The organism is Pseudoalteromonas luteoviolacea, assembly GCF_001696455.1.
Classification (GTDB): Bacteria; Pseudomonadota; Gammaproteobacteria; order Enterobacterales; family Alteromonadaceae; genus Pseudoalteromonas; species Pseudoalteromonas luteoviolacea_C.
The window spans coordinates 321,568-343,892 of sequence record NZ_MAUJ01000004.1 but is presented as its reverse complement, the minus strand read 5'-3'; the positions used below and the strand labels follow the sequence as shown (position 1 = coordinate 343,892).

Genomic DNA, 22,325 nt, shown 5'->3' with positions numbered 1-22,325 from the left:
CTAGAATAAATTAGCGAAGGTTAAACTTTACCGACAATGCACACATCGCAAGTTCGACACCCAGAGCAGCAACAATTGCATGCTCTGGGCTCTTCATCTCCCCCTTACCGCGGCCGTTTTGCCCCTTCACCGTCAGGACCACTTCATTTTGGTTCTTTAGTCGCTGCATTGGCAAGTTATTTGGATGCTAAGGCAAACCATGGACAGTGGTTAGTTAGGATGGAAGACATTGACACTCCTAGAGTCGTCCCCGGGGCCGCTGATGCCATTCTTACAACTTTAGATGCGTATGGCTTACATTGGGATGGTCAGGTAGTTTATCAAAGCCAAAGACACGACCTTTATCAAGATGTACTTGACTCTCTCGTAAAAGAGCAAAATGTATACGCTTGTATCTGTACAAGAAAGCAAATAAAGGCACGTGGAGGGTATTACGACAACCATTGTAGAGCTAAAAATCACCTTTTTGATGGCAACGCCCTACGGCTAAAACAGCGCTTTCCGATTTTTGAATTTCATGATGGCTTACAAGGCCAAGTGCATATTCCCAATGATATCGCGCGTGAAGATTACATTGTCAAACGCAGAGATGGGCTTTTTGCCTACCAGCTAGTTGTGGTTGTCGATGATCACCAGCAAGAGATCACACATATTGTCCGTGGTGCTGATTTATTGGAGCCCACAGCAAGACAACTGAGCTTGTTTAAACAGCTCAACTATACAGCCCCTCACTTCACACATGTTCCCTTGGCGGTCGCAACGCCTGGCTTCAAGCTCTCCAAGCAGAACCACGCTCCAGCAATCGACAATAGCAAACCACTTCCTGCACTGGTTGCAGCACTCGAGTTTTTGGGCTTTACCTTGCCACAAGCGCATTTTGATGACGTGGAAACATTACTCAAATGGGCTATTTCACACTATGACGTGACTCGACTTCCAAATAACAAAGAAATTCAGGTGGTTCAGAAAAGCACTGAACGCTATGAATTTACCCCACTCTAGCTAGATCTAAACCCACCTCAACGACAAACACACTTTATTCATTGATACGTAAAATACGCTCAAAGATCATTGCTTTCTTAAAAACAAACCCCGCCACTATTTTTTGAACTACCTTATGCACGACTTGGATGAAATTTTAATCGCTAATTCACATGGGAAACTTCAATTTAGCCGCATTTGCGTATATCATAGCGAGCCTTATGAATTAGCCTACACTTTACAAAAATAAAGCGATGTATGGCGTTCAATAGTTACAATAAATGGTGCTACGGGTGGGGACTCAGAGTAGTTAGGAGAGTGGTTATTATTTCTAAAATTTTTAAGCTGTGCCGACAAATCGTTGGGTCAAAGCAAGACAAGGGAACCATAGAGGCCAAGTCACAGCCTCAAATTATCCCTCGTAGTGAGCATAATATCTCACGCAAACAATTTAGCCCCAATGCAATCAAAGTATTGTATAGACTCAAAGATGGCGGATATGACGCTTATCTTGTAGGTGGTTGTATTCGGGATATTTTGTTAGGTATTGAGCCAAAAGACTTTGACGTTGTAACAAATGCCACACCAGAAGAAGTCAAGCGCCTGTTTAGAAATTGCCGTCTAATCGGCCGTCGCTTCAGACTTGCCCACATTGTATTTGGCCGAGAGGTCATTGAGGTTGCGACTATGCGCGGGCATCACCTGTCTACTGGAGAGGGAGATCCCACCAGCAAAGCGAGCGACCAAGGCCAGTTACTACGTGACAATGTCTACGGCACCATCGAAGAAGATGCACAACGTCGGGACTTTTCAATCAACGCATTGTATTACTCAATCAATGACTTTGGCGTACGGGACTTTGCGGGCGGTATTGAAGCAATTAAAGCGAGAAGAATCGAGCTGATTGGCGATCCTGAAACACGCTACAGAGAAGACCCTGTGCGCATGCTACGTGCTGTGCGTTTTGCCACAAAGCTAGACATGGAAATTGCACCTGCAACACTTGCCCCGATTACAGAGCTTGCGCCACTGCTTGGAAACATTCCACCTGCAAGGCTGTTTGAAGAGACTCTAAAGCTATTTTTAAGCGGCAAAGCAGAAGCAAACTTTCTGATGCTTAGAGAGCTCGGCCTGTTCAAAGAACTATTTCCCAGCCTTGAAGAAATTTTGTCGCAAGACAATAGCGAATTCGAACGCCGCTTTATTCAACAGATGTTTGCCAATACGGATGCTCGAATAAATGGCAATAAAAAAGTCACACCAGCCTTTATCTATGCCGCATTACTATGGTTCCCATTACGTAATCGTGCCGCGTTGTTACAACAACAAGGCATTGCCGAATATGACGCCTTTATGCAAGCAATTAGTCAAGTTCTGAGCGAAAATGCGCAACGAGTTGCCGTGCCAAAACGCTTCACATTGGGCGCTCGAGATATTTGGCATATTCAGCAGCGATTAGATAGACGTAGCGGACAGCGCGCTTATCGATTAAGCTTGCAACCTAAATTTAAAGCGTCTTATGACTTTTTACTATTACGTGTGGAAAGTGGCGAGGCAGATCAAAAAACATTGGCAGAGTGGTGGACTGAGTATTTGAAACAAGATGTCACCGGTCAGAAAGACATGGTTAAAAACCTCGGCCAAAAAGATCGCCCTAAACGCCGACACCGTAATAAGCCAAAAAGAAAACCAAAACAAGATACATGAACACAGTTTATATAGGACTTGGGGCTAATTTATATGAGCCCCAAGCGCAGTTAAATAAAGCGGTTGAAGCACTGCTCAACCACCCTGACATAAAGGACATGACCGTCTCAAGTTTCTACGCGTCGAAGCCGATGGGACCACAAGATCAGCCCGATTATGTCAATGCGGTTGCTAAATTTTCAACCATGTTAGAGCCAGAGCCTTTACTTGACCAACTTCAATTGATTGAACAGCAGCAAGGTAGAGTAAGAAAAGAAGAAAGGTGGGGCCCTCGTACATTGGACTTGGACATTTTGTTGTTTAATGAAGCAATAATTGACTCTCCAAGGTTAACCATTCCCCATTACGGCCTGTGCGATAGGGAGTTTGTCGTGTTCCCAATGCTAGAGATTGACTCAAAACTGTGCCTGCCAAATGGCACAGCACTTAGCGATATCGCGGCTAACCTTCCACGCAATGGCTTAACAACGCTGCCTGTGACCCAAAATAAGGAGACATAAAAATGGCAAAAGTTTCGGTATCCACCCTCGCAAAGAAAAAACAGCAAGGTGAAAAAATCACTGCCTTGACTGCATACGATGCAAGTTTTGCTAAACTTTTTCATGAAAACGGCGTTGATGTTGTCCTTGTGGGTGACTCTCTTGGCATGGTGCTGCAAGGTGGTGAAGATACCCTTGCTGTAACCATCGGAGATATTGCTTATCACACACGCAGTGTAAGAGCTGGCAGCAAAGAGCTGTTTGTTATTGCTGATATGCCATTTATGACTTACTCCAACCCTGCACAAGCATGTGACAATGCAGCGGAACTTATGCGCAACGGCGCGAACATGGTTAAGTTAGAAGGCGGCACCTGGCTCGTAGATTCAATTAAACTTCTTACACAGCAAGGTATCCCGGTTTGCGGCCATTTAGGCCTTACACCACAGTCTGTGCACGTTTTTGGCGGTTTTAAAATCCAAGGCCGTGAGGAACAGCAGGCACAACAAATGATAGCGGATGCACAAGCGCTTGAAGCTGCGGGCGCTCAGATGCTGGTCATTGAATGTGTGCCGTCAAGTTTGGCAAAACGTATCACTGCCGCAGTTAACATCCCAGTGATAGGTATCGGCGCAGGTAAAGAAGTAGATGGTCAAATATTAGTAATGCACGACTTAGTCGGCATTTCTGCAGGTTACATTCCGAAGTTTTCTAAAAACTTCTTGGCAGAAACAGGTAATATGCAAGATGCTGTGAAAAAGTTCTGTAGCGATGTGAAGTCAGGCGCATTCCCAGGTAGCGAACACGAGTTTAACTAATGCAATCAATTACTGAAATTAAGTCTCTACGTAGCCAAATCAAAGCGTGGCGTCAGCAAGGTCATAGCATCGCCTTCGTACCCACAATGGGTAACCTACATCAAGGACACTTTTCCCTTGTTGAAAAAGCCAAAACACTGGCAGATAAAGTGGTCGTAAGTATTTTCGTCAACCCAATGCAATTTGGCCAAAACGAGGATTTAGATAACTACCCAAGAACTTTAGCACAGGATAAACAAGGCTTAGCGGAACTTGAAACTGACATTGTTTTTACGCCTAGCGTAGAAACTATCTATCCGAACGGTTTAGATACACAGAGCTTTGTTGACGTACCAGGCGTCTCCGAAGGTTACTGTGGAGGGAGCAGAGCGGGTCATTTCAGAGGTGTTGCAACAGTTGTCACTAAACTATTTAATCTGGTGCAACCTGACTTCGCATGCTTTGGTGAAAAAGACTATCAGCAGCTTCAAGTCATCAAAACCATGGTACACGACTTATCAATGCCTATCGAAGTAATTGGTGTACCAACACAAAGGGAAGTATCTGGACTTGCTATGAGCTCTAGAAATGGCTACCTGTCTGATCAAGAGAAAGACGTTGCCAAAGTACTGTACACAGTATTGAGCAATGCAGCAAACGCATTAAAATCGGGAGAGCGTGACTTCAAGCAGATTGAGCAAGATGCGAAATCGCAGCTCGAAAGCGCCGGGCTTAAGCCTGATTACTTCTCAGTTGCACACCGCAGTACACTGAAACCAGCGATTAAAGAAGATGACGAGTTTGTCATCTTAGCGGCAGCCTTTTTAGGCAAAGTCAGGCTAATCGATAACATTCAAGTAGCTCCATAATCAGTTAATTGAATGCCAATACTAAGAATACTAAGCGTCTTGAATAGACGCTTTTTTTATGCCTACTCAAGACTTAATACTACTGAAGTTATTCAAGTTTTTCCCGATAGGTACGCTTGTAAATATAAAGTGTGCTAAATTAAATAAAGTATTAAAAATAATTATTATTAAAACTCTCTGAAATCACGCCATAATAGGAACTACTATGAGAACTGCGCTTCCGTTTATATTCGTCACGCTTGCAGCCTGTAGCAATCAAAATAACTCTCCTGAGCTGAATCAGTGCGCCCAACAAAATTATCAGTGTGAGCAAAACTGTAACTTAAGCTCGACAGAACAAACGATGACACGGCAAATATGTAGCGGTGAATGTGTAGAAAAATATAACAATTGCAAAGCGCAAGCAGAAGAGCTTTCAAAGATTAGAACAGGTCAGTACTGATATTGTCTGCGGTAAATTAACAACACAAAAAAAGCCGCCCGATTGGGCGGCTCTATATATTCGTGCCGAGATTATAGAAGACCTAGCTTCTTAAGTTCGCGGCTTGCCATTTTATTTGTTAATGGCACATAACCATCCTTCTCTACAATCTTTTGACCTTCTTTGGATAGAACCATCTTTAAGAATTCAGCTTCGATTGGTGAAAGCGGCTTGTTTGGATGCTTGTTCACGTATACATATAAGAAACGAGACAGTGGGTATTTACCAGTTGCAACATTCTCAAGAGTTGCATCTACAAAGTTGCTGCCTTTCTTAGCCAGTGGCACTGTACGTACACCAGATGTCTTATAACCGATACCAGAGTAGCCAATTGCATTCACAGATGAAGAGATTGACTGTACAACAGATGCAGAACCAGGTTGCTCGTTTACGTTGTTTCTGAAGTCACCTTTACAAAGTGCTTTCTTTTTAAAGTAACCGTAAGTACCTGATACTGAGTTACGACCATAAAGCTGGATATCTTTTGCAGCCCAAGGACCATTTAGACCAACATCACTCCAACGGTCAACTTGCTTATCGCCACCACACTTGCGTGTTGAAGAGAAAATAGAGTCAACTTGGTCGATACGAAGACCTTTGATAGGGTTATCTTTGTGTACGAAAACCGCCAATGCATCGATAGCTACGCGTACTTCAGTAGGTTTGTAACCATAACGCTTCTCAAATGCTTCAACTTCTTTCGACTTCATCTTACGGCTCATTGGGCCGAAGTTTGCAGTTGCTTCTGTTAGCGCTGGAGGCGCAGTTGAAGAACCAGCCGCTTGAATTTGAATATTTACGTTAGGGTAAATACGCTTATACTCTTCAGCCCAAAACGTCATCATGTTTGCTAGCGTGTCTGAACCCACAGATGAAAAGTTACCCGAGATTCCGCTGGTTTTGTTGTACTCAGGTAAGTTTTTATCAAGTGCAGAAACTTGTGTAGATACCAATGTTGTTACAGCCACACCCATTGCGGCAACTAAGCTTTTAAATTTCATTGGGGTCACTCCGATTGTTCGTCCCATTTGTTTAACTGGTGCTCATTGTGCGCTCAGTTAATTACAATAAAATTACTCTTAAATGACACTTTTATGACTTTCACTATGTGTCATAAAAATGCGTTTTTCTTTAGGGAAAGAGAACGAGAAGCAAGAGCCCTCTCCCAGTGTACTTTCAATATCTAAATGTGAGTCATGTCGACTCAACACGTGCTTTGTAATTGCCAAACCTAAGCCAGATCCGCCCGTTTTGCGGCTCCGTGCTTTATCAACCCGATAAAAGCGCTCAGTCAGCCGGTTGATATGCTCTGGAGCAATACCATCTCCATTGTCCGTAACAGAAAATGCTGGTCGCTCTCCATCTAAATACCACTTAACGGTTATTTTTCCGTTGGGTTTAGTGTAATGAATTGCGTTGAATACCAAGTTAGAAAACGCGCTTCTCAATTCATCAATACAACCTTTGATGTCCAAGGTTTCATCGACTTCAAAAATAATCTCATGATGCTTGTCTTGATTTAAAGATAAGCCTTCAGTGCGAATAAGTGTCAGCATGCTTGGCACATTTACGGCCTTGTCATTTGCTTGATCTCTGTCTCCTTCAATACGAGACAAAGACAGCAATTGATTGACCAAACTGTCCATGCGTTTACACTGCTCTATCATTGTATTGTGTGCTTTTTGCCACATAGCAGGCGGAGGCATCTGATCGCCTTCCATCATTTCTAAATAGCCTGTTACCACAGTGAGTGGCGTACGCAGTTCATGAGAGACGTTGGCAACAAAGTCTTTGCGCATTTGCTCAAGCTTTTTCAACCTCGAGATATCACGAACGACCATCATTAATTGCTCGGCATAGGGCATCACCCGAAACTCAAGCACACGCTCACCATTGTGGCCACTTTCTAGCTCTAAGGGATCGGTAAAATCATGCTCCTGCATATATTTTACAAACTTTGGATCGCGGATCAGATTATCTAACCGCTGCCCATGATCCGTAGGCCATTGTAGTCCCAAAACTTTAAGGGCCAGTTGATTGCACCAAATAATACTCAGATCTTGCTGCATAACGATCACCGCGTCAGGCACAGCTTCGGCACCTTCACGAAAACGCCGGATCAAAGCGGCTAATTCATTGCGCTTTTTGCGATTACGATGTTGCAGGTGATAGATCCCTTCAAATATCTGCTCCCAAGCACCGGATCCTTCTGGTGGGTTGAAACTGCGTTGATTGATCAACCAGTCACTCAACTTATAGAGTTGTTTAAAATGCCAAAACAGTAAAACTGATGCTCCCAAAAACAACAATACAAAAGGAGCCCCAAGTAATATGCCGATAAGGGTTAGGGGGAGAAAATACAAAAACAGGCGCTTTAATAACGCCTGTTTATCAATCACTCTATACATATAAAATGATCCTAAATATTAAGCGCTAGGATAACGCTACCACAGCGCGTACATTATTGCTTTATACCTTACTTGAGAAACGATAACCAGCACCACGTACCGTTTGTACAAGTCTGTCATGACCTAACGGTGCAATCGCTTTTCTCAAACGTCTAATATGTACGTCTACCGTACGATCTTCAACATAAACATTAGTGCCCCAAACATGGTCTAGCAGCTGTTCACGGCTATATACACGCTCTGGGTGAGTCATGAAGAAGTGTAGTAATCTAAACTCAGTCGGGCCCATTTCTAACTCATTACCCGCCGAAGTTACACGGTGTGAAATAGGGTCAAGTCTCAAGCCGTGTACTTCAATCGCTTCTTCCAAAGAGGTTGGAGATACGCGACGCATTACAGCTTTGATTCTAGCCATTAGCTCTTTTGGTGAAAAAGGTTTAGTCACATAGTCATCTGCGCCTACTTCTAATCCTTTAACCTTGTCTTCTTCTTCACCACGTGCTGTTAACATGATGATTGGAATTTGACGTGTATATTCGCTTTGTTTGAACTTTTTAGCAATCTGGATACCGCTACCTCCTGGTAACATCCAATCCAGCAGTACCATATCAGGGTATGGCTCTACCATGGCTGCAATTGCCGAATCATAGTCTTCAGCTTCAATCGCTTGAAAGCCATTTTGTTCCAACACAAACACCAGCATCTCTCTGATCGGTGCTTCGTCATCAACTACTAGTACTCTACGTGACATTCCCATTTATCTCTTACGTTACCGAAGTCGGTTTCATTATTATGACTAAGTATGACAGTTTTATGAAAGATTACCTGATAAATCTCAGGTAAATTAATTTCCCATGAACACAATTTCAATAAGTTAGGCTCCACTTGTCCCTAAATTGTCTTCATTTTGATGCAATTAGCGGCGAATACCTTAGTATTGCTTGGCCCTTTTACATAGCAAAAAAATATTCAGATATTGGAGATCACTATTTTCCTAACTGTCTACAAATGGGATCAGATTCTTACCTAGTGGATCTCGCTGGGATCAGACTTTTACCCACTGCTCACTTCGCAATGATGGTTTGATGCAAGCTAACCCTCTGATATTTATGTTTAGTAAATTACTTTTTCACTTTGGGTACATGTTGAGCCGGATCTTTTATCCAGATCAGTTGGTATAAAACAGATCCTTCTAAACTGACGTTAGTAAAAATACGATCCAAATAAGCTGAGTAAGTATAATCCCGATCTAAAAATGCGATCAGTTAGTAAGATACCGATCTCTACTCGCTTACTTAGTTAGATAATGATCCCACTTATGCCTTAGCGATCTGTTGCAGTGAACAAAGCTCGACTAGCCAAATTGTACGGGCACAAAAAAGCCCCTGTTAAGGGGCTTTTAGCATCAATATGATCTCAAAGGTAAATTACTTTACTTTTGGCGCTAATTCACCAGATAGGTACTTAACGTGCATATCATCTAAAGAGATAGGCTTAATGTTTGATGCTTGTCCAGCAGTACCAAACGCTTCATAACGTGCGATACAGATCTCAGTCATGGCCTTGGTTGCTTCAGCCAAATACTTACGTGGATCAAAGTTAGCAGGATTGTGTGCAAGGTGACGACGGATAGCACCTGTCGCTGCTAAACGAAGATCTGTGTCGATGTTAACTTTGCGAACACCGTGTTTGATACCTTCTACGATCTGCTCAACTGGCACACCATAAGTTTCAGGGATCTCACCACCAAACTCATTGATCACCGCTAGCCACTCTTGCGGTACCGATGAAGAACCGTGCATTACTAGGTGCGTATCAGGAATACGTGCGTGGATTTCTTTAATGCGGTTAATCGCTAAGATGTCACCTGTTGGTGGGCGTGTAAACTTATATGCGCCGTGAGATGTACCACACGCAATGGCGAGTGCATCTACACCCGTTTTCTTAACAAAGTCAGCGGCTTCTTCTGGGTCAGTCAGTAGCTGGTCTTGAGTCAATTTGCCCACCGCACCAATGCCATCTTCTTCACCCGCTTCGCCAGTTTCCAGAGAACCTAGAACACCTAGTTCACCCTCTACAGAAACACCACACGCATGTGCCATTTCTACTGTGCGACGTGTTACATCAACGTTGTACTCATAAGTTGAAGGAGTTTTACCATCATCAAGTAGTGAGCCATCCATCATGACTGATGAAAACCCTAGTTGAATTGAACGCTGACATACCGCAGGTGATGTACCATGGTCTTGGTGCATTACAACTGGGATATGAGGCCATTCTTCAACCGCTGCAAGGATCATATGGCGAATAAAAGGCGCGCCCGCATACTTTCGAGCTCCTGCAGAGCCTTGTACGATCACTGGGCTGTTTGTTCTATCAGCCGCTTCCATGATTGCACGCATTTGCTCTTGGTTATTCACGTTAAAGGCAGGAACGCCGTATCCATTCTCAGCCGCATGATCGAGAAGTTGACGCATACTGATTAAAGCCATATTGCTTTTCTCCAATTTTTGATGGCCTTTCACCATCTATTTGAACGGGATAGATATTTTGTGGTTGTTGCCAACCGCTATTTATTAAACAAAGAGTGAGAGAGTGTTCAATAAATAGTTTGAGGCGCAAGCGCCTCATTTAAATTATGCTTTTGCTCTTTGCTCTAGCATATCCACTGCCGGTAATTTTTTACCTTCTAAGAACTCTAAGAAAGCACCACCACCAGTCGAGATATATGAGATTTCATCACCAACACCATACTTGTCTATGGCCGCCAGTGTGTCGCCACCACCTGCAATTGAAAACGCTTTTGACTTAGCAATTGCATGTGCGATGGCTTCCGTACCATTACCAAATTGGTCAAATTCGAAAACGCCAACTGGGCCATTCCAAACAACAGTACCTGCCTGTTCGATGATTTTAGCCAGTTCATTCGCTGTATTTGGACCAATATCAAAAATCATATCGTCACTGTGTACTTCTGCAACGTCTTTGATTACTGCAACAGCTGTCTCTGAAAATTCTTTACCAACAACAACATCTGTTGGAACAGGGATGTCACCCTCATTCGCCTTAGCCGCAGCGCTTAGTTTCTGCGCTTCTGGAATAAGCTCTTCTTCATACAGAGACTTACCTACCGGGCTACCTGAAGCCGCAATAAATGTATTTGCAATACCACCGCCAGTGACTAGCTGATCAACCACAGTCGACAACGAATCTAACACTGTAAGCTTAGTCGACACTTTCGAACCACCCACAATAGCAACCAATGGGCGTGCAGGGTTGTCGAGCGCCTTACCAAGTGCATCAAGTTCAGCAGCAAGCAATGGGCCTGCACATGCTACTTCAGCAAATAGGCCAACACCATGTGTTGAAGCTTGTGCGCGGTGCGCCGTACCAAATGCATCCATGACGTAAACGTCACACAGTGCAGCTAGCTGCTTAGACAATGCTTCGTCGTTTTTCTTCTCACCTTTATTAAAGCGCACATTTTCAAAAACAACCACTTCGCCGTCAGCAACTTCTACACCATCTAGGTAGTCAGTCACCAAACGTACACTTTGGTCGAGCGCTTCGTTAAGGTAATCAACAACGGGCTGAAGTGAATACTGAGCATCGTATTCCCCTTCCGTTGGGCGACCAAGGTGAGACATAACCATTACTTTTGCACCTTTTTCAAGTGCTAACTTAATGGTTGGCAACGATGCTTTAATACGTGCGTCAGACGTTACTTTGCCGTCTTTCACTGGCACGTTTAAATCTTCACGAATAAGCACGCGTTTGCCGTTTAAATCTAAATCCGCCATCTTGATGACTGACATGGACATCTCCTTAAAAGAACGATACTAAAATTATTTGGCATTCATCATTGCCATTGCGGTGTCGAGCATACGGTTTGCAAATCCCCACTCGTTATCACACCAAACTAAAACTTTTACTAAACGCTTATGGCTCACTCTGGTCTGTGTTCCATCGATAATGCTTGAATGTGGATCGTGATTAAAATCCACAGATACCAAAGGCTCTTCCGTATAATCAAGAATACCTTGAAGTCTGCCAACTGCGGCTTTTTCAAGTACTTGATTTACCTGCTCTAGCGTGACATCTGAGTCCAGAGAAACGCTTAAGTCCATCGCAGTTACGTTAATCGTAGGTACTCTTACTGCGATTGCCTCAAATCGGCCATGAAACTTTGGCAAGATCCGCTCAATTCCACGTGCCAGTTTAGTATCCACAGGAATAATGGACTGACTGGCAGCGCGAGTACGTCGCAAATCTTTATGATAAGCATCTATCACTTGCTGATCATGCATTGAAGCATGGATCGTAGTGATTGCGCCTGACTCTATCCCAAATGCATCATCCAGTACTTTTATGACAGGAACAATACAATTCGTTGTACAGGAACCGTTCGAAACAATTGTATGCTCGGCTTTTAAATTGTCTTCGTTGATACCATATACGATGGTTTCATCAACATCGGCATCTGCTGGGTGAGAAAATAAGACTTTTTTGGCACCAGCGGCTATATGCGCAGCTGCGTGCTGACGTGAGTGATAAACACCGGTACATTCTAGTACAACATCTACGTCTAATGCATGCCAAGGTAAATGGCTTGGATCGGGTTCATTGAAAATCTGAATTTGCTGACCGGCAACTTCTAAATAAGGTTTGTTAAGGGCAACAGGAAAGGCAAAACGCCCGTGAGAAGTATCATACTTCATCAAATGCGCAATCCCTTCAGGATCAGCAAGCTCGTTAATAGCTACGATTTGAATTTCATTGTGACGCCCAGATTCATAAAGGGCTCGGACAATATTGCGACCTATGCGACCAAAACCATTGATTGCCAGTTTGATTGTCATTAATTAGAAGACCCATTTCTATATGCAAAAAAGGAGTTATCGACGCTCCCTTATAAAGATGGCGCTATTGTAATCGACCTTGAACAAATGTGTAAGGGATATGCAAAAATATTTCTATGTAATACGGTGAGCCAACATAAAACCCGTACCAATAACGCCTATAATAATGCGCTTAACTTAATGTGTTTTTCTGAATCAAAATGGTTCACTTGTGCCAACAAAAGCTCCGCAGTTGCCAGCGCATCACTCAAGGCATTGTGATTTTGATAGTTAGGTAGTCCATATCGTGCTCGGCAGACCGGCAAACGGAGTTGATCTTGTATCACTGCTTGATGCTGACGCAGTAATCTCGACTTTTCTATTTTCAAAGTATCGAGCATTTGGGTTGGACGAGTCACAATTCCCATTTCCAAAAATGCTTTTTTGATAAATGACCAATCGAGCAAAATATTGTGGCAAACTAGCACCCGCCCTTCGAGTGCCTTTGCTAACTCACTCATAATGACTTCAATGTCATGGCCTTGTTCAAGTTGGGTCTCGTCAATGCCATGAAAAACAGGGCTTTGCGAAAGGTGCTGCACACTTCGATTGAGCATATACCGCGACTCCGCGAGGACAATTTTTCCACGCTTAATCATCACCCAAGCCACAGACACCACTTCATGTTCGGCTGCATCTAGGCCTGTAAGCTCTAAATCTACAACCACCAATTCAGTATCCAGCCATAAATCTTGCGATTTGCCATGTTTAAAAAACCAAGGGAGCTTCCATCGCATGGTGTTATAAACTTCCTCTGGCAAACTTAAAAACACACGCCTGCTGAGCTTGCTTTATTAAATGGAAAGCTTCTTTTAATTGATGTCGTTCCATCGAACTCAGTGTCTCTGGATTAATGCAATTTGCAGGCAGCTGGTGCTGCTCAATCTGACTTCTAAGCCTAAGCTGAGTTAAAAACCGCCAACAGTCTTGTAAGTTATAAATATCACGCTTACTCAACTGCATGTGATCTTTAAGCGCTTTTAGGCGTGCTTGTGTATTTGCTTTACTAATACCGCACTTTAAAGCGTAAATCCGCACTAAGTCATTGATGATGGCAACACCGCGTGTTTTCAAATCTAAGTACTTACTTTTGTCTTTACTACGCTGTAGCTTAAATTGTTGAAACAAGCCAATTGGCACACTGTTGGTGCTAATATCCGTCGCCATTGCCGCAAAAAATAATTCTTGCTGCCCAATTTCACCTAGTTGTACATTCAAATCTTGATACAGTGACTGATCGCCACAAATATAACGTCGGTCAAAAAATATTTTGCAATTCAGCATAGCTTGGGGCGTTGGCGCTGTCATCCAGTTGTGAAATCGCGCAGTCCACTCATCCACCGTTCCTCGACAATGCTCATTGCTTGCCATAATGTTCCCTGGACACGCTCGTATTCCACACTCAACCAAGTGGGATGTCACAAATTCCCCCAATGATGCAAAATAAGCACGTTCAGCTGGTTTTATGTCATTGCAAAAAATGAGTCCATTGTCCTGATCGGAGTCCAGAGTTTGCTCCTCTCGCGCTTGAGAACCAAAGCATATCCAGCTAAACGAGCAAGGCGCTTTACCATGTTGCTTTGCAAATAGCTCGGTGAGTCTGCTCATGAGCGCATCGGTCAAGCCACTTAACAAAGTACCCACAAATGAAATATCTTCCACTGTATTTGAGAAACTGCGCAGTAGTACGGGGATTTCTTTCGCTAATAACTTTAATTCTTGAGTACTACTGGCCTTGTATAATTGACCAATCAACTGCACAGGATCGCTGTTTTGTAATCTCAGTAAATCGGTACTGGTCACCATCCCAAGCGGCACTCGTTCCTCGTTTAATACAGGCAGGTGATGAATATTGTGTTTTAACATCAAATGTAAGGCAGAAAAAACCCGATTGTTTTCAAAAATAAATTTTGGCTCTGGTGTCATGATGGATGACACAGGCATCTCTGGGTTCAACTCACTCGCTAATACTCGATTACGTAGATCTCTATCGGTCACGACGCCTTTTAAACGCTCATTCTCTGTGATCATCACAGATGAAACACCTTCTACTTGCATGACTTTTGCTGCTTCTACGATAGTGGCCGAAGGCTCAATAACAACAGCCGATTTGGTCATTAACTTTGAGATTTTTCGCTCTGACCATCCTTTACTGCGTTCTTGATAGTGACTGGATAACAGACGCTTTTTATGTGCTTTTACAAAGTGCTGTTCAAAGACTTTGTATTCACGCCTTAAAAAGTCAAAGCTGATTTGAGGCAGCATAAGGATGAGACCAGGACTTTGTACTTCTAGATGACTTTGAATTTCCTCTCCGGTGAGTAAAGAAGGATAACCAAAATAGTCACCTGTAGATAGCCGTGTAATGACCTCTCCCGACACATCAACCAAATCAAATATGCCAGTCCTAACCAGATATAAGTATTTTTCTTCTCCCTGCAACGCATCGGCTTGATTATGTGCGGTGAGGTAAACCATTTCACTGTGGTTTACAAAGTAATGCGCACTGGCACTTGGCAACTCATTCAATGGCGACTGCTTTGATACAAAGTTCAAAACGTCCTGTAGTTCTGCTGTCATTCCTGTTTGCGTCATATTCTCTATCGCCTTAAAGCAAAATAGCCCAGCAAGAAAGCTGAGCTATTTTTTTGCTGTGAGTATTAGTGTGCGTGGGCAGCACTTGACCCTTTAGGGTTACGGATCCCATCCACCATACGCTTTACCTCTTCGGGTGTTTCAGCTGTTAACTTCATCACGACAGCCGCCACAACAAAGTTTACAACCATACCGATTATGCCAATGCCTTCCGGTGAAATACCAAACAACCAGTTAGCAGGTGCATTCAACTCAGGGCTAATAAACTTAAAGTAAATAATGTACGCGGCTGTAAAGCCAATACCCGAAATCATGCCTGCAATCGCACCTTCTTTATTCATGCGCTTAGAGAAAATACCCATAATAATTGCAGGGAAGAAGCTTGCCGCCGCCAAACCGAACGCAAAGGCTACAACGGATGCGACAAACCCGGGAGGATTAATACCAAAGTAGGCTGAAATACCAATCGCCACCATCGCCGCTAACCTCGCCGCCATGAGCTCTTGTTTATCACTGATATCCGGCTTGAGTGTACGCTTGAGCAAGTCATGGGAAACGGAGGTAGAAATAACCAGTAGTAACCCGGCCGTTGTAGAGAGCGCCGCCGCAATACCACCTGCCGCAACCAAAGCGATAACCCATGCAGGTAAGTCTGCAATTTCTGGGTTTGCTAATACCATGATATCACGGTCAATTTTTACTTCATTTGCGCTTGCTGGGTCATCAACTTTACCAGCCGAGTAGAACATTTTGCCATCACCATTTTTATCATTGAAAGTAATTAGCCCTGTTCTTTCCCAATTTTTCACCCACTGAGGCGCCTCAGCATATGCGGTACCACTACCATCCTTACCGTTGATGGTATCGATCATATTTACGCGAGCGAATGAGGCAACAGCAGGCGCTGTCGTGTAGACAATAGCAATGAATACCAATGTCCAAGCCGCTGAAATACGAGTATCTTTTACTTTTGGAACGGTAAAGAAGCGCACAATTACATGAGGGAGACCTGCGGTACCAACCATCAATGCTGCGGTGATAGCAAATACATCAATCATACTCTTTGAGCCTTCAGTGTATTGGGCAAAACCCAGTTCGGCACTGAGGCCATCAAGCTTATCGAGCACATAAGTACCTGAACCGTCAGCCAGTGTTGCGCCAAAGCCCGTTTGCGGCAGTATGTGACCCGTCATCATCATGGAAATAAAAATAGCGGGTACAAGGTAAGCAAAGACCAGTACACAGTACTGTGCGACCTGAGTATAGGTAATCCCTTTCATGCCACCGAGTACAGCATAAAAGAATACGATCACCATACCGATGTATACACCGGTTTCGATGTCTACTTCCAAGAATCGCGAAAACACGACGCCAACACCGCGCATTTGACCAGCAATATAAGTAAAGCAGATGAATATTGCACACAAGATGGCTACCACACGCGCAACCTGTGAATAATAACGATCACCGATGAAATCCGGTACGGTAAACTTACCAAATTTACGAAGGTATGGCGCTAAGCACAAAGCGAGTAGCACGTAACCACCAGTCCATCCGAGCAGGTAAACACCGCCATCGTAACCGGCAAATGAAATAATCCCCGCCATAGAAATGAACGAAGCCGCACTCATCCAATCTGCAGCTGTTGCCATCCCATTGGCAAGTGGTGGAACACCACCACCAGCAACATAGAATTCATTAGTTGAACCAGCACGCGCCCATATTGCGATGCCGATATAGAGGGCAAAACTCAACCCCACGATTAAAAATGTAAACGATTGAACATCCATCATGCCGCTCCTTATTCATCTACGCCGTATTTTTTATCAAGCGCATCCATTTTTGATACGTAGACAAAAATCAAAGCAACAAACGTGTAAATTGCACCTTGTTGGGAAAACCAAAAGCCCAACTTAAATCCAAAAAAACGTATTTCGTTTAAAACATCTACCAGTAAAATGCCAAAACCAAATGACACGACAAACCACACTGTCAGCAATTTAAACATCAAGGCTAGATTTTCTGACCAATATGCTTTTGCTTGTTCTTCACTTTTAAAGGCCATTCTTGACTCCCCCTTTAACTCATTCGAATCGAATGTGTTGGTATTAATTGACCTTTTGACTGTAGCAATGGCAATGGATTATTGAATTGAGACCTTAGTCGTACGCACAAGTTTACGTTTACGTAAACTGAAAAAACAACAAACTTGAATAACTTTAATAATTAATAAAATCAGCAACTTAAAAAACAATCAGCAATCTGATGTGCATTTTGTTAACAGCGTATACGGTATAAGACATTAGTCTAAATAGCACAACAAACTAAGAATACTACTTATAAATCAGTGTATTATAATCTCAGCTCTAGGTAGCTGGCTTCTCTAAACTAAGCCAGATATGATAAACCTGCGCCAACACATAGATTTAATAGTGTAATCAAAAACATCGATTAGGATTTAAGATGACTGCAGCCCTCATACTCGTTGCTCTAAGCTATATTGGCTTGCTATTTTGGCTCGCAAATTGGGGCGATAAACACACGCCTCTGGCGCAAAAAATCAGTCATCATCCGTTTGTTTATGCATTGGCTCTGGGTATTTACTGTACTTCATGGACTTACTACGGTTCTGTCGGAACCGCAGCTGCCAGCAGCTGGCATTTTTTCCCTATTTTATTAGGCCCTGCACTGCTGTTCATATTTGGACATGGGTTTTTACGTAAGTTGATCTTGGTGAGTAAAAAGCAAAATATCACCACCATTTCTGACTTTATTAGCGCCCGCTACGGCAAACGCCAAACCACTGCGATTATGGTGACATTAATTGCCTTGTTGGCAACCATCCCTTATATTGCATTGCAGCTTAAAGCGCTGGCAAACAGTTTTGAGCTGTTACGTAACAACGATGATATCTCAGGTGCGACGTTAGCACTCACAGGAACATTAATGATGGCTTTGTTTGCCATCTTCTTTGGCGCGAGAAAAGTGGACGTGACTGAATATCGTTCCGGGCTGATGCTAGCGGTTGCCTTCGAATCACTGATAAAACTGCTGGCCTTAGTTGCCGTAGCCTATATCTCATTGCAAGCACTCCTGTCACAACCCAATATAGAAATAGCTTGGCAGCACTGGCAAGGGTTCGATTTTTCCGACTTTAACTTTATCGGTCAGACCTTAATGGCCGCTGCTGCTATCATCTGTTTACCGCGACAGTTTCATGTCACGGTCGTCGACAACCAAAATAGCAATCACCTAACTACCGCTAGGTGGGCTTTTCCGCTTTATTTGATGCTGATTGCATTAATGATAATCCCAATTGCTAGCGCAGCAATTCACCCTCAAATCGGACAACAAATTGCCGCAGACAGCTTTGTACTCGCTTTGCCACTCAACCTCGAATACCCCGTGATTTCAACCTTTGTTTTTATAGGTGGCTTATCTGCGGCGACGGCCATGATCGTTGTTGCTACGCTCACGCTCAGCACCATGCTCTCAAATGACATTGTTTTACCTTTACTTCTGAAAAGGCGCTTTAAAAAGAGTTTGTTGACCAACAATTACAAGTCGCAGATTCTTCTAGTGAGGCGATTCATTATCGCTGCGATACTGTTACTCGCTTATTTCTACCAGCAATGGGCTGGCCATGGTGCTGCACTGGCCAGTATGGGTTTGGTCGCTTTCTCATTAGTTACACAATTACTGCCCGCTATCGTCGGCGGTTTGTATTGGCGAAAAGGTCATGCCTATGGCGTGTATGCAGGGTTGACCGCAGGGCTAATTTGCTGGGCGCTATTTCTATTACTGCCGATTATTTCTACGCCCGAGCTATTAGATTATCAAACTCAACAATCCATCGTCACGCGCGGTACATTATTGGCGCTTTTGGCAAATATTAGCTGTTATATTAGCTTTTCACTGGGTGCACACGAGCGATTAATTGATAAGTTGCAAGCAACCGCTTTTGTCAAACCCAAGGAGCAGGCGGCACTCGCGAAAAAACTCAATAAAGAAGTCAAAGCGACGGTTTATGACTTTAAAGTGCTACTGCAAACCTTTCTCGGTATTCAGCGCAGTCAGCAACTACTCGGACACTATGCTCTCAATGAAGACATTGACGACAATAATGCCTCTCCAACAGCCGATTTTATCAACTTTTGTGAACGCGCACTCACAGGTGTACTAGGCGCATCCTCTGCACAGGCATTAATACACGCGGTGTCATCGGGTAAACAAATGGCGTTTGAAGAAGTGGTTACCTTCTTCGATGAAACAACCCAAGCATTACAATTCAATCAAAACCTATTGTTCACCTCTTTAGAAAATTTGAGCCACGGAATTTCGGTAGTCGACAAAGACTTAAAACTAGTCGCTTGGAACAAGCGATATCATGAAATGTTTGAATACCCAAAAGGCTATCTGCAAGTTGGTCAAGACATTGAAGAAATTATCCGCTACAACGCTCAACGCGGTGAATGCGGTCCAGGGACACTTGAAAAGCTCGTAGAAAAGCGCGTGCAGCACCTTAAGAATGGCACTCCTCATCACTATATTCGTCATAGAGAGAATGGCCAAGTGTTTGAAATGACGGGCAACCCATTACCTGGAGGCGGGTTTGTAACCAGCTTTTCGGATATCACGATGCATATGGCCACACAAAATGCACTCGAAGAAATTAATATGGATCTAGAAAACCGCATCGAAGCCAGAATGTTGGAGATCAGGGCAATAAACCAAGACCTCAAGGCTCAGATAGCGACCCGAGAGCAAATTGAACAGGATCTAGTTGCTGCGAAAAAAGAAGCCGAGCAGGCCAATGAAAGTAAAACCCGATTTTTGGCGCTCGCCAGCCATGATATCTTGCAACCTCTTAATGCAGCGAGACTTTACCTCGGTGCCATTGAAGAGAAACACATACCGGATACGGAGCGTGGCAATCTACATAAGCTTGGTAATAGCTTGGACTCCACAGTCCATTTAATGTCCTCCTTATTAGATATCGCTAAGTTAGAACAAGGCGCAATGAAGCCTACACCACGTCATTTTAAAATCACTGATATTCTGGCTCCCCTAGAAAACGAATATGCCATCATCTGTCATGAGAAAGGCTTAAAACTCAGGGTGAGGGATTGCGCGTTTACCGTCCACAGCGATATTACGTACCTGCGCAGGGTTGTGCAAAACCTCGTCTCTAACGCGGTTAAGTACACTGACTCAGGCAGCGTATTAATCGCCTGTAGAAAGCGTGCTCACAGTTTACGTATCGAGGTATGGGATACTGGTCCTGGCATTACGCATCATGAACAGCAGAAAATCTTCAATGACTTTTATCGTATTGAAGCAGGTGACAATAGAGGTGTTGGTCTAGGGCTTGGCGTCGTTAAGCGTCTCTGTGATTTAATGAGCATTCCGCTGGCAATGAAATCCATTCCTCAAAAAGGCAGTCGCTTTTATATTGATGTGCCACTGGGCGATCACCAACAAATTGTTTCGGCGACAACCGTGAGTCATACCGATAGTAAGCGTAAACTTAAAGTGATGGCTATCGATGACGATCCGAATAACCTCTCTGCCATGTCCAGCTTATTGAACAAATGGCAATTGCAGCATGAGATGTTTAGCCAAGTAGATGACACCATACAATATGCCAAGGACAACAAAGCCCCTGATATGTTACTTGTAGACTATCAGTTAGGCTCACATTGTGATGGCGTTACCTTGATAAAGACTCTGAGAGAAATATGGCAAAGCGAAATACCAGCGGTGTTAATTACCGCAGTGCGAGACCAAGCATTAAAAGCACAAGCCAAGGACAATCAAATACATTATCTGACCAAACCTCTAAAGCCAGCTAAATTGAAAGCGCTATTGAACCATTCCAGATGATAGGGGCTACAATGCCAACTTGATTTGGTCGCGACCAGCAGCTTTAGCTTGATAAACTGCTTGATCGGCTGCTTTAAGTGACTTGCTAAAAGGCATATTTAAATTGACGTCTGCGACACCAATACTCACAGTAAATGAGATGTCGTGGCCGTCATAGTGAACTTTAAGTGCAGCTGCTTCTTCACGCAGGCGCTGAGCAACATTCATTGCCAATGCCACCTCGGTCTCAGGGAGCAAAATAATAAACTCCTCGCCACCTAAACGACACACACAATCCTCTGCGCGTACAAGGTTAGTGCAACAGTCTGAGAAGCGCTTCAATACTTCATCACCGCCATCGTGGCCATACTTATCATTGATCCCTTTAAATCTATCTAGGTCAATCATGAGTAAGCTTAATGGCCGATCAGCACGTTGGTGACGACTCATTTCACTTTTGGCGTAATCCATCAAGTAGCGACGATTTTTTAGCCCTGTCAATACATCTTGAAAAGCCATTTCAGTCAATTTCTGTTGCATTTGCCAAAGCTCATGAACCAGCAAGCGACGGCTACAACAGTCAGCGATTAGTTCCGCGGCCACCACTTCCCATGAGAGCCAATCACGGGGCTCAAAGCGCCCTTCGCAACATACCACGCCAATTGCGAGTCCATTTTGGAAAATTGCAGTGTCCAATAACGCAGAAATTTGTTGCGGTTTTAAATATCCGTCTTTGAACTCACTTGTACGTGAATCAGTTAAAGCATCTCTTGCAGAAATGGTTTCGCCACTCACAATCGTGCGAAAGTAGGTAGGGTAATCAGTAACCTGTAGCTCAGGAAGCGGGCCAGAGACTAAGCCGTCCCAGTCCGTATTTGCGTAGTTAATTAATCTTGTCGGGTTCGCAGCATCATCAAATAGCCATATTGAAACACGACTCACATCGAGTAAGGCTTTACCTTCTAAAATAATATCAGCAAGAAATTGCTGGTGACCAACTGACACGTCCACTTCTTTAGATAATACGCGTCGAAGCCTTTGCGTTACGTGCGTCAGTTCATTATGTCTGTGATTAGACAAACCATCATTTTCTTTACTGTCTACAGCCAATTTTCTCACCCAAATACATCAAGTATTGCACTTGTTTCCAAGTTAGCCCATCGCTTACCCGCCTCAGCCGGTACCAAACGCCACTTTGATTGTGCTCTATACAATTGCCCCACCTCCCATAATGGGACTGAGCAATTA

Annotated in this window: 18 protein-coding genes; 7 read left to right on the top strand and 11 right to left on the bottom strand. The window is 43.6% G+C overall.

Features of this window, described 5'->3' with window-relative positions:
* Positions 1–36: 36 nt before the first annotated feature.
* The 6 genes from gluQRS (at position 37) to A7985_RS14430 (ending at position 5,275) form a co-directional block, all read left to right on the top strand.
* A complete protein-coding gene (gluQRS, locus tag A7985_RS14455; RefSeq protein WP_081310581.1) occupies positions 37–1,002 on the top strand; it encodes a tRNA glutamyl-Q(34) synthetase GluQRS in 966 nt (321 codons plus the stop codon).
* Positions 1,003–1,239: 237 nt separating this feature from the next.
* Positions 1,240–2,688, top strand: coding sequence for a polynucleotide adenylyltransferase PcnB (gene pcnB / locus A7985_RS14450; RefSeq protein WP_081310580.1), 1,449 nt, complete (start codon positions 1,240–1,242; stop codon positions 2,686–2,688).
* On the top strand, positions 2,685–3,188 hold the full coding sequence (gene folK / locus A7985_RS14445; RefSeq protein WP_065791167.1) for a 2-amino-4-hydroxy-6-hydroxymethyldihydropteridine diphosphokinase: 504 nt from the start codon (positions 2,685–2,687) through the stop codon (positions 3,186–3,188). The genes pcnB and folK overlap by 4 nt, the downstream gene beginning before the upstream one ends.
* A 2-nt stretch (positions 3,189–3,190) precedes the next feature.
* Complete coding sequence (gene panB / locus A7985_RS14440; protein ID WP_065791166.1) at positions 3,191–3,985, top strand: 3-methyl-2-oxobutanoate hydroxymethyltransferase; 795 nt, start codon at positions 3,191–3,193, stop codon at positions 3,983–3,985.
* Positions 3,985–4,833 carry a pantoate--beta-alanine ligase gene (panC, locus tag A7985_RS14435; RefSeq protein ID WP_065791165.1) on the top strand — a complete coding sequence of 283 codons (849 nt, stop codon included), beginning with the start codon at positions 3,985–3,987 and terminating at the stop codon, positions 4,831–4,833. Before panB ends, panC begins: the two co-directional genes overlap by 1 nt.
* A 205-nt stretch (positions 4,834–5,038) precedes the next feature.
* Positions 5,039–5,275, top strand: a complete 237-nt coding sequence (locus A7985_RS14430) for a hypothetical protein (RefSeq protein WP_063376702.1) — start codon at positions 5,039–5,041, stop codon at positions 5,273–5,275.
* A 71-nt stretch (positions 5,276–5,346) separates the two neighbouring features.
* On the opposite strand, the gene A7985_RS14425 is transcribed toward A7985_RS14430, so the two are convergent.
* The 10 genes from A7985_RS14425 to A7985_RS14380 form a co-directional block, all read right to left on the bottom strand.
* Complete coding sequence (locus A7985_RS14425; RefSeq protein WP_065791164.1) at positions 5,347–6,315, bottom strand: PstS family phosphate ABC transporter substrate-binding protein; 969 nt, start codon at positions 6,313–6,315, stop codon at positions 5,347–5,349.
* A 78-nt stretch (positions 6,316–6,393) separates the two neighbouring features.
* Entirely contained in the window at positions 6,394–7,722 is a 1,329-nt protein-coding gene (phoR, locus tag A7985_RS14420; protein ID WP_065791163.1) for a phosphate regulon sensor histidine kinase PhoR, read from the bottom strand.
* Between the two features lie 61 nt (positions 7,723–7,783).
* Complete coding sequence (gene phoB, locus A7985_RS14415; RefSeq protein WP_023399796.1) at positions 7,784–8,473, bottom strand: phosphate regulon transcriptional regulator PhoB; 690 nt, start codon at positions 8,471–8,473, stop codon at positions 7,784–7,786.
* 676 nt (positions 8,474–9,149) lie between these two features.
* Positions 9,150–10,214: a class II fructose-bisphosphate aldolase gene (fba, locus tag A7985_RS14410; RefSeq protein WP_065791162.1), complete on the bottom strand. Its 1,065-nt coding sequence runs from the start codon at positions 10,212–10,214 to the stop codon at positions 9,150–9,152.
* Between the two features lie 144 nt (positions 10,215–10,358).
* The gene (locus A7985_RS14405) at positions 10,359–11,537 is read right to left on the bottom strand and encodes a phosphoglycerate kinase (protein WP_065791161.1); all 1,179 of its coding nucleotides are present in this window, start codon (positions 11,535–11,537) and stop codon (positions 10,359–10,361) included.
* 30 nt (positions 11,538–11,567) lie between these two features.
* Entirely contained in the window at positions 11,568–12,581 is a 1,014-nt protein-coding gene (gene epd, locus A7985_RS14400) for an erythrose-4-phosphate dehydrogenase (RefSeq protein WP_065791160.1), read from the bottom strand.
* A gap of 158 nt (positions 12,582–12,739) precedes the next feature.
* On the bottom strand, positions 12,740–13,357 hold the full coding sequence (locus A7985_RS14395) for a 3'-5' exonuclease (protein ID WP_065791159.1): 618 nt from the start codon (positions 13,355–13,357) through the stop codon (positions 12,740–12,742).
* A 4-nt stretch (positions 13,358–13,361) separates the two neighbouring features.
* Positions 13,362–15,200 (bottom strand): DUF294 nucleotidyltransferase-like domain-containing protein, encoded by a 1,839-nt coding sequence (locus A7985_RS14390; protein WP_065791276.1) that lies wholly within the window; start codon positions 15,198–15,200, stop codon positions 13,362–13,364.
* Between the two features lie 80 nt (positions 15,201–15,280).
* On the bottom strand, positions 15,281–17,005 hold the full coding sequence (locus A7985_RS14385; RefSeq protein WP_065791158.1) for a sodium:solute symporter family protein: 1,725 nt from the start codon (positions 17,003–17,005) through the stop codon (positions 15,281–15,283).
* Between the two features lie 11 nt (positions 17,006–17,016).
* On the bottom strand, positions 17,017–17,280 hold the full coding sequence (locus tag A7985_RS14380; RefSeq protein WP_063374658.1) for a DUF4212 domain-containing protein: 264 nt from the start codon (positions 17,278–17,280) through the stop codon (positions 17,017–17,019).
* Between the two features lie 398 nt (positions 17,281–17,678).
* Between A7985_RS14380 and A7985_RS14375 the strand changes: the two genes are divergently transcribed.
* Positions 17,679–21,098 (top strand): PAS domain-containing hybrid sensor histidine kinase/response regulator, encoded by a 3,420-nt coding sequence (locus A7985_RS14375; protein ID WP_065791157.1) that lies wholly within the window; start codon positions 17,679–17,681, stop codon positions 21,096–21,098.
* Positions 21,099–21,104: 6 nt separating this feature from the next.
* Here the strand turns inward: A7985_RS14375 and A7985_RS14370 are convergent, their stop codons facing one another.
* Entirely contained in the window at positions 21,105–22,187 is a 1,083-nt protein-coding gene (locus A7985_RS14370) for a sensor domain-containing diguanylate cyclase (RefSeq protein ID WP_247684870.1), read from the bottom strand.
* Positions 22,188–22,325 lie beyond the last annotated feature (138 nt).

Coding starts and splice junctions, on each gene's coding strand:
- gluQRS (WP_081310581.1), top strand. CDS start 37: ATGCACACATCGCAAGTTCGACACCCAGAGCAGCAACAATTGCATGCT.
- pcnB (WP_081310580.1), top strand. CDS start 1,240: ATGGCGTTCAATAGTTACAATAAATGGTGCTACGGGTGGGGACTCAGA.
- folK (WP_065791167.1), top strand. CDS start 2,685: ATGAACACAGTTTATATAGGACTTGGGGCTAATTTATATGAGCCCCAA.
- panB (WP_065791166.1), top strand. CDS start 3,191: ATGGCAAAAGTTTCGGTATCCACCCTCGCAAAGAAAAAACAGCAAGGT.
- panC (WP_065791165.1), top strand. CDS start 3,985: ATGCAATCAATTACTGAAATTAAGTCTCTACGTAGCCAAATCAAAGCG.
- A7985_RS14430 (WP_063376702.1), top strand. CDS start 5,039: ATGAGAACTGCGCTTCCGTTTATATTCGTCACGCTTGCAGCCTGTAGC.
- A7985_RS14425 (WP_065791164.1), bottom strand. CDS start 6,315: ATGAAATTTAAAAGCTTAGTTGCCGCAATGGGTGTGGCTGTAACAACA.
- phoR (WP_065791163.1), bottom strand. CDS start 7,722: ATGTATAGAGTGATTGATAAACAGGCGTTATTAAAGCGCCTGTTTTTG.
- phoB (WP_023399796.1), bottom strand. CDS start 8,473: ATGTCACGTAGAGTACTAGTAGTTGATGACGAAGCACCGATCAGAGAG.
- fba (WP_065791162.1), bottom strand. CDS start 10,214: ATGGCTTTAATCAGTATGCGTCAACTTCTCGATCATGCGGCTGAGAAT.
- A7985_RS14405 (WP_065791161.1), bottom strand. CDS start 11,537: ATGTCAGTCATCAAGATGGCGGATTTAGATTTAAACGGCAAACGCGTG.
- epd (WP_065791160.1), bottom strand. CDS start 12,581: ATGACAATCAAACTGGCAATCAATGGTTTTGGTCGCATAGGTCGCAAT.
- A7985_RS14395 (WP_065791159.1), bottom strand. CDS start 13,357: ATGCGATGGAAGCTCCCTTGGTTTTTTAAACATGGCAAATCGCAAGAT.
- A7985_RS14390 (WP_065791276.1), bottom strand. CDS start 15,200: ATGACAGCAGAACTACAGGACGTTTTGAACTTTGTATCAAAGCAGTCG.
- A7985_RS14385 (WP_065791158.1), bottom strand. CDS start 17,005: ATGGATGTTCAATCGTTTACATTTTTAATCGTGGGGTTGAGTTTTGCC.
- A7985_RS14380 (WP_063374658.1), bottom strand. CDS start 17,280: ATGGCCTTTAAAAGTGAAGAACAAGCAAAAGCATATTGGTCAGAAAAT.
- A7985_RS14375 (WP_065791157.1), top strand. CDS start 17,679: ATGACTGCAGCCCTCATACTCGTTGCTCTAAGCTATATTGGCTTGCTA.